The organism is Paraburkholderia silvatlantica, assembly GCF_003096715.1.
GTDB classification, from domain to species: Bacteria; Pseudomonadota; Gammaproteobacteria; order Burkholderiales; family Burkholderiaceae; genus Paraburkholderia; species Paraburkholderia silvatlantica.
The window spans coordinates 65,792-75,575 of the sequence record NZ_QEOL01000036.1 but is presented as its reverse complement, the minus strand read 5'-3'; the positions used below and the strand labels follow the sequence as shown (position 1 = coordinate 75,575).

Sequence of the window (9,784 nt, the reverse complement as noted above, 5' to 3'; positions counted from 1 at the left end):
ACACTGTGGATTGGCATGCAGCGCGTCATGGATGCGGTGATCACCATCCAGATCCTGCGCGACGGGTACGATACTTCTGTATAACGAGATGCCTTTAACTGGCTTGCCGCCAGGGGAAGCGGCCCTCAAGCTCCGATTGCTTCGCATTCGCGGTGGGCAAGGTCGCGGGCAACGACGCCTCGCTTCGCCACGATATTCGAACCACCGCTCGTGCCGAGAAGTCGGATGCGTACTATCGGGTGGACGCTCCCACCTGACATCCGCGATCTTCGCGGCAGTCCGGCGGAGGCGGCGACACAAAATGTTGAGTACGCGAGTCGGCCCACGCGTATATTCGATCACGAAAAGGGACTTCGATATAGCGGTGCAGAAACTGCGTCATGCAAAGTGCACAGAGGAGAAAAACTATGGTGCCCGCAAGTTGATAACTGATCCCATACTTCCCCAACCAAAGCAATTCTGCAAGCGGCATGACGAATACGGCATGGCTGAGATACAGGCTGTAGGAAACCCTGCCCAAATATTGTAAAGGGCGCGTCTGCAGAAGACTTGCTAGTGGCCCCCGATCGGAGATGAGCGACACAATGACCATGGCGAAGACAAAGGGGGCGGCAAACGCAGACAGGGGAATAGTATACGCCCCGATCATGAGCGACAGCGCAACGATCGCCGTTACTACCTGAACTGTCGGCGTGGCGACCGTCAGCAGACGCGTCCTGAAATGGGCAATCAGGCAGCCAAGAGAGAAGCCCGCAATACATCGCGCCCATCCGAAGGTAAAACCCAGATCCATGCAGTGACCGTTGTACCTGCATGCTCCTGCGTCGATGTAGATAGTGACGGCGAGACCTGCGACGACCAGGCCGCAGGCAAGACCGATCTGCACTTGCCTACGCGCAAGCAGGCAAACGCCCGCGAAGAGGAGGTAGACATAAAACTCATCGCCGGTGCTCCAGGCGTTTGGATTGCCTATCGCGTGATCGAAGAAGTTCATGCCTTGCGTCAGGGTTACGATAGACAAGGCCTCGGCACCTGTCGGTGCGAACAGGCCGCTATGGGTAAGGATCAGGGGCAAGCCGCCGATTACATAAAAGAGGATGGCAGTCGTGATATGCAGTGGCCACAGGCGCCCAATCCGGCGCACAAGGAAACGCCACACTTCGCTCCACCCACTTCGCAAGCGTTCGTCATACGACGAACAGATTACAAGTCCGCTCAGCACAAAGAAAAGATCAACGGCGAGATAACCACTTCGAATGACGCCGGTAAAGTGTGCCACCTGACCGAGGTGATAGAGGACAACGATCAACGCTGCTGCGCCGCGCAGACCTTCCAGGCTTCGATTGGGAGTTTTCAAGCCGCCCTCCGACCGGGGTTCCCAGCATGACTGCCGAGATTTTCGGGACAGTCCCGCGCAAGCCGCACCATGTTCCGGCACATAGGTGGTTTCGGACCGAACGCGCGAGAGCGATGCCAGGTCACCACGAGTAACGTGGGAAGCAGAAATGTGGCCCACTGCTCGCTGTGAAACCAAAAGACAGATAGAAGGGAGGGGATTGGAATAATCCACGTCAGTGCTACGAGAATGTACCCCGGGATCACTTGCTCTGGACGTCTCTGGAAATCGTCGCAAAGAAAGAGGATTGGTAGCAGCAGCCACGCCAGATCGTAATAGAGCAAATACGGAGACAGCATCAAGGCGACTATGATCGCGGCCGAGGCGCTCATCCCGTGATGCGGATATTTGATCCACAGACGCATTGACAGCAGAAGACCGAATAAGGCAATCGCATAGTGCACGAGGTACGCGGTTTGAACATTTGCCCCCGCGCGCCGGGTAACGGCAAAGATTGTCGGCATCGCACCCCACATCCTGTCGCCACCGTGCGTCAACATCGTTGAATTGAATTGCGCGAGTATTCGAAAGAACTCAACCCAAAGGGGAAGACCGAGTATTAGTGTGCTTGCACCACAGACGACCAACACCGTCAAGACAGCCGCAGTGAATGCGCGGAAGTGTCGGCCACAAAGAAACATGATGGGGAAAACGGGGGCGAGTTGCGGCTTGATAACCAGCAGCCCGGCACACATACCAGCCACAATCGGCCGTGTTCCCAAAAGCCCGACGGCGCCAGCGGCGAGTGCCAAGGTAATCAGCGAATTCTGCCCCTGGAAGATAGCCACCCAGATGCCCGGAAAAGCAATGACGGCAATCCACGGCAGCGGCTTCGCCTTCATGACTGGTCTGCAGGCAAGCAGACAGGAAAGCAGGCTCAAACACGAAAACAGCGCATACGCGACCGGATAGGTAGCAAGTGCGAGGGGATAGATGACCAACTGGAACGGAGGCGGATAAACCCAGAGCGCGACGTCGAGATCCAGTGATGAGGTGGAAAATGCAAGTCTTTCGGCCGCAAGTAGCAAGCGTGGGTCGAACGCTGCCAACGCTCCGTGATGGAGCGACACAGAAGATGCACCCCAGAATGCCCGAAAATCGATGCCCAGCGGAAGCACGTAGCGTATATGCATAAACCAGCAGGCTGCACCCCACATAATCAGGATCACCAACTGTAAAAATAGTGTCGCGGCGCAAAAATAAGCGAGGCATTCACTCGTGAAAAATGACGAGCTTCGGCGCTCCGATTTTGCCATCAAGGTATCCACGACTATCTCCAATCGTTCTTCTTCTAGAGGCGTCCCGAAAGCACTAACGTCGACCGCGATGTCGTGGCGCCAGGGTGGGCGAAGTTCAACCTAAGTCACTGGATTCGGCCGCCACGGCCAAACTGGTGCACTCGATCGCGCGCCCAACCCTTCGAGCCAGATAGCGCCGCACGACGACCAGCAGCAACACGAATGTGAAGAGCGGAACATAGGCGCTCGCCGCCCATTGCTGGGGCGTGTAGAAGGAAAGTGGCGCAAGCCACGCACACACCATCACGACACCGTCGCCACGCGTCCAGCCGTTGCGGGCCCCGTCACGCACCAGCCACAGAATTGGCAGACCCAGCAAAAGTAAGTCGTAGGGCATCAGATACGTCGGCACCAGCAAGGTCGCGAGCACGAGCGCCGCCGCCCGTAACTCGAAGGATGCGCGTGCCGCCCAAAGCCACACAACCACGCACGTAGCGAGCACGGCCACGACTGCGTGGAGTCCATATGCAACCGGCAGGGCCATGCCAAAATGCCGTGCGGCGCCGAACACCGTCGAAATGCCGTGCGGCCAGTGGTCCGAATGCTGCACCACAAATTGATTGAACGCAGGCAGCGCTTGGGCAAATCGCGCGAACGTATCTAATCCGAGCACCAGACCCGCGAGCCCGCAAAACATGCCGACGGTCAGCGCCGCTGACGCGAACGCGCGCCAGTTTCTGCTGACCAGCAACGCTACCGGAATCACGACACCCAGTTGAGGCTTGATAGCAAGCAGGCCGAATAAAATTCCCGCGAGCCTTGGCCGCGTTTCGAGGCAGGTGATGCCCAGCCCCAAGAGTCCAAAGGTCAAAAATGAGTTCTGCCCAGCGTGCGCCACAATCCAGGAAGCAGGGAATGCGACGATCGGCATCCACCACGAAAAGCTTCGCGCCGGTGGCAGAATTCGCGTGCATGCAAGGAACGCCAAGGCTATGCCGGCAAAAAGGTAGACGAGGTACGAGATCTGGAACGGCAGCCACGCAGCTGGCAGCACGACCAGCAGGAACGTGGGTGGATAGGTCCAGGGCGTGACGAGCTGAGACGGAAGAATGTTCTGCAACGGCAACGCGAGGTGCTCGATGAGGGCGGTATTGAACACGTTGGCCGCCGGTCCATGCAGCGCAAGCCACGAGGCGCTCCAGAATACGGCGAAATCCCAACCCGGCGGGCTGATGTTTGGTGCCCGGAGGATGCTCCCGAACCATACCCGTGTGGCGAAGCATCCGAGATTCAACATGAGCACGAGTGCCGCGTAAACGCGGATGCGTCCCGCGTCGATCCAGCGCGGCGGTCCAGACAACCGCCGTGAGGTGGAAACGGTGGAATGATCGCGCATGGTCAGGCCGCCTGATAGAACCATCCGGGCTGCCATACATTAGACAGCGCAGGAACGTAGATGCCGAAGGCAAAGTTCGGCAGACAGCGCGTCTGCAGCAAACGCGAAGCTAAATTGTCAATGGCACCCGCCACGACGCTCGTGTAACTCACGAGCCTTCTGAATGCGGCCCTGGCGATCGAAACATGAACGTCGATCGCGATGACTTCATCGATTCTGAACCCGACGACACTTGGCATCCCCCGGCCCTCCTTGACGCGCGACGCTCGGGCCGGGAGACAGCGACACTCCACCCTTTGACCAGGCGGCGCACCTCATGCCGGTCGTGCTTCGCAATAGCTTGTATCGAGAAGTATGAAGGAACCGCTTGCCGCGAGACAGCCACAATGAGTCCGTAAACGTTCGCGAGCCCGCACACGACCGTTAAATCGGTCATGTGCGGGCTCGCTGTCTACGTACCGGCCTGACTTGACTGCCAGACCATCCTCGTCAGAACGGCAGCTTCGCGTCCGGCTTCTCGGCGAGAATCACGCGCTTGAAGTCCGCCTGGATGCGCGCGAGCGCGGCATCGTTGTCGGCCTCGAAGCGCATCACGACCACGGGCGTGGTGTTCGACGAGCGGGCAAGACCAAAGCCGTCCGGGTATTCCACGCGCAGGCCGTCGATGGTAATGACCTCGTCGGCACCCGTGAACTTCGCGTTCTTCTGCAGCTTGCCGATCAATTCGAAGTTCTCGCCTTCCTCGAGCTTCAGTTGCAGCTCGGGCGTCGCGTGCGAATTCGGCAGGTCGTTGAGCAGCTTACCCGGATCGGCCACGCGCGAGAGGATTTCGAGCAGACGCGCGCCCGTGTACAGGCCATCGTCGAAGCCGTACCAGCGGTCCTTGAAGAACACGTGACCGCTCATTTCACCCGCGAGCGGCGCGCCGGTTTCACGCAGCTTCGCCTTCACGAGCGAGTGGCCCGTCTTCCACATGAGCGGCTCGCCGCCCTTTTCCTTCACCCATTTCGCAAGATTGCGCGTGCACTTCACGTCATAGATGATCTGCTTGCCGGGGTTGCGCGAGAGCACTTCCTCGGCGAACAGCATGAGCTGGCGATCGGGGTAGATGATCTGGCCGTCCTTGGTCACGACGCCCAGGCGGTCGCCGTCGCCGTCGAACGCGAAGCCGATCTCCGCATCCGTTTCCTTGAGCGCGCGGATCACGTCCTGCAGGTTCTCGGGGTGCGCCGGGTCCGGATGGTGGTTCGGGAAATTGCCGTCCACCTCGGTGAAGAGCTCGACCAGCTCGCAGCCCATCGCCTTAAAGAGACGCGGCGCCAGGCCGCCCGCCACGCCGTTGCCGGTGTCGACCACGATCTTCATCGGGCGTGCGAGCTTCACGTCGCTCAAGATTCGATCGACATAGGCATCGGCGATGTCGTACTTCGTGTAGCTGCCTTCGCCCGCGTCGAAGCGGTCCGCGACGATGCGGTCGTACAGCGCGAGGATCTGGTCGCCGTAGATCGCCTTGCCGCGCAGGACCATCTTGAAGCCGTTGTAGTCGGGCGGATTGTGGCTGCCCGTCACGACGATGCACGAGTCCACGTTGCGCTCGCCGCCCACCAGCCTGAGCGGCACGCTTGCGGCGAAGTAACCCACGGGCGTGGGCACCATGCCGACGTCGACCACATCCACGCCGGCTTCGCACAGGCCGTCGGCCAGCGCACGCGAGAGATCGGGACCCGAGAGCCGGCCGTCACGCGCGATCACCACGGCTTCGCCGCCCTGCGCACGCACTTCGCTGCCGAAGGCGCGGCCGATGGCGCGCGCGGTGTCGGTGTCGAGCGTCTTGCCGATCACGCCGCGAATGTCATATGCCTTGAAAATCGATTTGGAAATCATGTTGAGACTCACGTCCTGATGGGGATTCGGGTCTATTCGTAACACAGACAGGCGGCTGTAAGCCTCCAGCGTTACGAAAAGTGGGATCCGTTACAAACTATAATTGCCGTTTTTCGGCAGTGGTATGCACCCATTTTAATGCTTCGCCGTTTCCTTTTATCGCCAAAATATTCGTCAAAAATGGCGAAGAGATCGCGCATGCCGCGTGCCTGCCCCTTTTTCAGCGCCTCCCGCCGTGGCGAGACGCGATGCTGAGCCTCAAGCGCTTCGGCCGGTTTGGCAATCCCGACGTCGCCCGTGCGTTTGCAAACATCGTGTGGCTCGGGCTCGAGCGCGTCACGCAAATCGCGGTGGCCATTGTCATCAGCGGCGTGCTCGCGCGCCATTTCGGCCCTGACGTATTCGGCAAGTGGCAGTACGCCAACACGCTTTTGCTCGTGCTCGCGCCCGTGACCTGGGTCTGCGGCGCCGAGATCCTCGTGCCCACGATCGTCAACCGGCCGCCGGAGCAGCTTGGCACCGTGCTCGGGAGCGCGTTCGCGCTGCGCATCGGCGTGTCGGCAGCGGCGCTGCTTCTCACGTGGGCCGGCATTGCGCTCGGCGTGACCGACCCGATGGTCGGCGCCATGCTCGCCGGGCTCGCGGTGACGATGCTGTTTCGCGAGCCGTTCGTGGGGGTGATCAACGCGTGGCTGCAGAGCATGACGTACAGCAAGCCGCAACTGCTCGCGAGCATGACGACGGCGGTGATCAAGGCGCTGCTCGTGTATCTGCTTGCGCGCGCGGCTTACGCGCCCGCCACCTTCGGCTGGCTCTGGGCGCTCGAATCGGCGGCGATCGGCGCGGCACTGGTGCTCTACTTCCGGCGCCGGCACGGCGGCAAGCTCGGGTGGCACGTGGACCGCCCGCTTTTCAGGCATTTCGCGAGCGCGGGCACGGTGTTCTGGCTCGGGCTCATCTGCATGTACCTGTTCCTGAAGCTCGACCGCCTGATGCTTGAGCGCACGATCTCGTTCGCCGATCTCGGCCGCTACTCGGCCGCACAGCAGCTCAACGAGAACTGGATCACGCTCGCGCTCATGCTCTCGCAGACCATCGCGCCCGCCTTCGTCTACCGTGTGCAGCAGACCGCTCAGTTGCGTCGCAACCTCGTGCGCCTCTTTGCGATGACCGCGGTGCTGATGGTGGCCGGTGCGCTCGTGCTCGACGCGCTCGCGGGGTTCATCATCGGCCGCGTGTTCGGGCCGGACTACGAAGGCGCGATTGGCATCTTCCGCTGGGCCGTGTGGCTTTCCGTGCCGGCGGGGCTCGAAGCCATCGGCAACCTCGTCGTGCTCAAATATCAGGCGAAGTTCGTGCTGCTCGCGAAATGGCTGCTCGCGCTTGCGGTGTCGTTCGCCGTGAATCTCATGGCAATCCCGCGACTTGGCTCGTATGGCGCACTTTGCGGTCTTGCGGCGGGCTATCTCGCGGCCGCCTGCGTGAATCTCTATTACATCCGCTTCAAACTCGTTTCATGATGAATTCCGCCGCGCTCCCAGCGAGCGACGCACGCGAAGGCGCGCTCGCTGACGTCGCCGTGCTCATGCCCGCGTACAACGGCCAGGACGATGTCGCGCGCACGCTCGCTTCGTTCAATGAGGACGCAACCATTTACGCGCTCATCGTCGACGACGGCAGCACGCCGCCCATCGTCGCGCCCGAGATGCCGGGCATGCGCGTGGAAGTCTTGCGCATGCCGAAGAACGGCGGCATCGAGCGCGCGTTGCAGGCGGGTATCGAAGCGCTTGCGGCGCGGGGTTTTCGCTATGCGGCGCGCATCGATGCGGGCGATCTCGCGGCGCCGCGGCGCCTGGCGAAACAACGCTCACGCATGGAATCGGAGCCCGCGCTCGCGGCGCTCGGCACGTGGACCCAGGTGGTCAATCGCGCGGGTGAGCCGCTTTTCATGCTGCGCCCGAGCGCCGATGCGCGCGCGCTGCGCCGCACGCGCATGCTGCGCTCGCCGCTCGTGCATCCTTCGGTGATGCTGCGCGTTGATGCCGTGCTCGCGGTGGGCAACTATCGCGTGCAATATCCGGCCGCCGAGGATCTCGATCTGTTCCTGCGATTGATGGAGCGCTACGAGTGCGCGAATCTGCCGGAACTCGGGCTGTACTACGAACTGAACGAAGGCGGTATCAGCGCCACGAAGCGGCGGCGTCAGATCGTTTCGACGCTGCGTCTGCAACTGCGCTATCTGAATGTGCTGAACTGGCGCGACTGGGCAGGCGTGGCGAAGAGCCTGCTGCACTTCGTCACGCCCTATCGTACCCTGCAGAAGATGAAGCGCGTGCTGTTCGCACGCCGCACATAACAAGGCAACGCGCCCTCGCCTCATGCAAACGGCTTCCTGCGAAGCAGAATCAGGATCAGGCTGGTTCGAAGGGGTGGATAGCGTCGAGTTGACGCGCCAGCTCATCTTTCATATGAGCGGTATCGAAGTCCAGCTGGAGGCCGGTCCAGAATTCATCACTGATGCCGAAGAAGCGGGAAAGGCGCAGGCCGGTATCTACAGTAATGGCGCGACGGCCTGAGATGATTTCGCCGATGCGCGTTTGATCAACGCCGATTTCCTTCGCGAGGCGGTACGCAGTGGTATCCATCGGAAGCATGAAATCCTCCGACAGAATTTCCCCTGGATGGGGATATGAAACGTCACGCGGCATGGCAGCACCTCCTAGCGGTAGTCGACGATCTCAACATCGGATGCATTCCCCGCATCCAAGCGGAAACACACTCGATACTGGTCGTTGATCCTGATGCTGTGCTAACCAACCCGATCACGCTTTAGCGCTTCCAGCTGGCTGCGCGGCGGTACCTTCAGGTCAGTCAACGTCTGCGCACGATTGAGCATCGCGAGCTTACGCATGGCGACTTGCTCAACGTTCACAAAGCAGGCAACCCGACACCCATTAAACAGGCCAGCGGTGTCGGCGCATTTGAAGGACAGGATCATGCACCAATGCTAGTGCGACACAATAGTATTGACTAGCGCAAGTATGCAGCAGTGGGGCTTACCCCTTATTCACTCGCGAAGCGGGCGGAAGCCAAAACACACCGGAGTACAGGCGCTTGCACTGGAGCGAGTTTTCGCGTTTCAGCACGCGGAGTGGTTGCACGCAGGAAACGGTCAACGAAGTAGAAGGCCGAATGCTCAAATACTTGGCCTCGTTCCTCTTCGCCGGGGCGACAGCGCTGGTTCATAACGGGCTTGCATGGTGCCAGCGAAGAAGCAGCGCCCGTCCATCTCTGCAGCGGCCATCCCATCCTGCTTGCCGGAAGCCGCGGACGGGCTGTGCCGCAGCACAGCGCCGCGCCCGCCGCCGGACGATGCCGAGGGGCACAACGAGCCCGGCAGTCGCCTGCGATGGGGCGCTCGGCCCCAACCCCTTCGATCCATAGTGGGCGGTAGGCGGCAGGCGCCACGCACCCGTCCATCTTGACGTCATCGCCTCACCCGGGAGCGACCAGTTGTCTCGATCACGTTTCGACCAGCCGTCCTGATTTACGCCGGGGCCCAGGAGAACCGCGCGGACAAATGAGCGGCCACCAACGGCTGAGCGCGGGGCTCCTCATCCGTGGCTGCCCTCTTCCACCCTTGACGCGCGATAGTGCTCCGGGTCCTCCAGCCAGGCGATCACGTCGGCCGAGCGCCAGAGGGTACAGCGTGGGCCGAATCGGACAGCACGCGGAAAGCGACCCGCGTGCTCCAGCGTCAGGACAGTTTGCCGGGAGAGGCGAACGTGAGGGCGAAGGTCAACGAAACGCAGCAGGTAACCAGGAACGAGCGGCGCGGTCGGAATGGGGACCGAAGTTTTGCGGGCCATG

10 protein-coding genes are annotated in these 9,784 nt (G+C 61.0%); 2 read left to right on the top strand and 8 right to left on the bottom strand.

Annotation, left to right across the window (positions count from 1 at the left end):
- Positions 1–232: 232 nt before the first annotated feature.
- The 5 genes from C7411_RS33740 to C7411_RS33720 form a co-directional block, all read right to left on the bottom strand.
- Complete coding sequence (locus tag C7411_RS33740; protein ID WP_165822950.1) at positions 233–1,357, bottom strand: acyltransferase family protein; 1,125 nt, start codon at positions 1,355–1,357, stop codon at positions 233–235.
- A complete protein-coding gene (locus C7411_RS33735) occupies positions 1,354–2,664 on the bottom strand; it encodes a glycosyltransferase family 87 protein (RefSeq protein ID WP_110388436.1) in 1,311 nt (436 codons plus the stop codon). The genes C7411_RS33740 and C7411_RS33735 overlap by 4 nt, the downstream gene beginning before the upstream one ends.
- Positions 2,665–2,749: 85 nt before the next feature.
- A complete protein-coding gene (locus C7411_RS33730) occupies positions 2,750–4,030 on the bottom strand; it encodes a glycosyltransferase family 87 protein (protein ID WP_165822949.1) in 1,281 nt (426 codons plus the stop codon).
- A gap of 2 nt (positions 4,031–4,032) precedes the next feature.
- A complete protein-coding gene (locus C7411_RS33725; protein ID WP_110388434.1) occupies positions 4,033–4,269 on the bottom strand; it encodes a hypothetical protein in 237 nt (78 codons plus the stop codon).
- 250 nt (positions 4,270–4,519) lie between these two features.
- Positions 4,520–5,914 (bottom strand): phosphomannomutase/phosphoglucomutase, encoded by a 1,395-nt coding sequence (locus tag C7411_RS33720; RefSeq protein ID WP_110388433.1) that lies wholly within the window; start codon positions 5,912–5,914, stop codon positions 4,520–4,522.
- Between the two features lie 248 nt (positions 5,915–6,162).
- Between C7411_RS33720 and C7411_RS33715 the strand changes: the two genes are divergently transcribed.
- Together C7411_RS33715 and C7411_RS33710 are read left to right on the top strand one after the other, a co-directional pair.
- Positions 6,163–7,434 carry an oligosaccharide flippase family protein gene (locus C7411_RS33715; protein ID WP_110388432.1) on the top strand — a complete coding sequence of 424 codons (1,272 nt, stop codon included), beginning with the start codon at positions 6,163–6,165 and terminating at the stop codon, positions 7,432–7,434.
- The gene (locus C7411_RS33710; protein ID WP_110388444.1) at positions 7,434–8,270 is read left to right on the top strand and encodes a glycosyltransferase; all 837 of its coding nucleotides are present in this window, start codon (positions 7,434–7,436) and stop codon (positions 8,268–8,270) included. Before C7411_RS33715 ends, C7411_RS33710 begins: the two co-directional genes overlap by 1 nt.
- A 55-nt stretch (positions 8,271–8,325) precedes the next feature.
- On the opposite strand, the gene C7411_RS33705 is transcribed toward C7411_RS33710, so the two are convergent.
- The 3 genes from C7411_RS33705 to C7411_RS33695 all read right to left on the bottom strand — a co-directional run bounded on the left by C7411_RS33705 (position 8,326) and on the right by C7411_RS33695 (position 9,783).
- A complete protein-coding gene (locus tag C7411_RS33705) occupies positions 8,326–8,622 on the bottom strand; it encodes a HigA family addiction module antitoxin (RefSeq protein WP_110388431.1) in 297 nt (98 codons plus the stop codon).
- Positions 8,623–8,723: 101 nt separating this feature from the next.
- Positions 8,724–8,912 carry a type II toxin-antitoxin system RelE/ParE family toxin gene (locus C7411_RS33700; RefSeq protein WP_309147594.1) on the bottom strand — a complete coding sequence of 63 codons (189 nt, stop codon included), beginning with the start codon at positions 8,910–8,912 and terminating at the stop codon, positions 8,724–8,726.
- A gap of 616 nt (positions 8,913–9,528) precedes the next feature.
- The gene (locus C7411_RS33695) at positions 9,529–9,783 is read right to left on the bottom strand and encodes a helix-turn-helix transcriptional regulator (RefSeq protein ID WP_110388430.1); all 255 of its coding nucleotides are present in this window, start codon (positions 9,781–9,783) and stop codon (positions 9,529–9,531) included.
- Position 9,784: the final 1 nt, after the last annotated feature.

Excerpts from the sequence above, each read along its gene's own strand:
- C7411_RS33730 (WP_165822949.1), bottom strand. The coding sequence starts at position 4,030 with ATGCGCGATCATTCCACCGTTTCCACCTCACGGCGGTTGTCTGGACCG.
- C7411_RS33725 (WP_110388434.1), bottom strand. The coding sequence starts at position 4,269 with ATGCCAAGTGTCGTCGGGTTCAGAATCGATGAAGTCATCGCGATCGAC.
- C7411_RS33720 (WP_110388433.1), bottom strand. The coding sequence starts at position 5,914 with ATGATTTCCAAATCGATTTTCAAGGCATATGACATTCGCGGCGTGATC.
- C7411_RS33715 (WP_110388432.1), top strand. The coding sequence starts at position 6,163 with ATGCTGAGCCTCAAGCGCTTCGGCCGGTTTGGCAATCCCGACGTCGCC.
- C7411_RS33710 (WP_110388444.1), top strand. The coding sequence starts at position 7,434 with ATGAATTCCGCCGCGCTCCCAGCGAGCGACGCACGCGAAGGCGCGCTC.
- C7411_RS33705 (WP_110388431.1), bottom strand. The coding sequence starts at position 8,622 with ATGCCGCGTGACGTTTCATATCCCCATCCAGGGGAAATTCTGTCGGAG.
- C7411_RS33700 (WP_309147594.1), bottom strand. The coding sequence starts at position 8,912 with ATGATCCTGTCCTTCAAATGCGCCGACACCGCTGGCCTGTTTAATGGG.
- C7411_RS33695 (WP_110388430.1), bottom strand. The coding sequence starts at position 9,783 with ATGGCCCGCAAAACTTCGGTCCCCATTCCGACCGCGCCGCTCGTTCCT.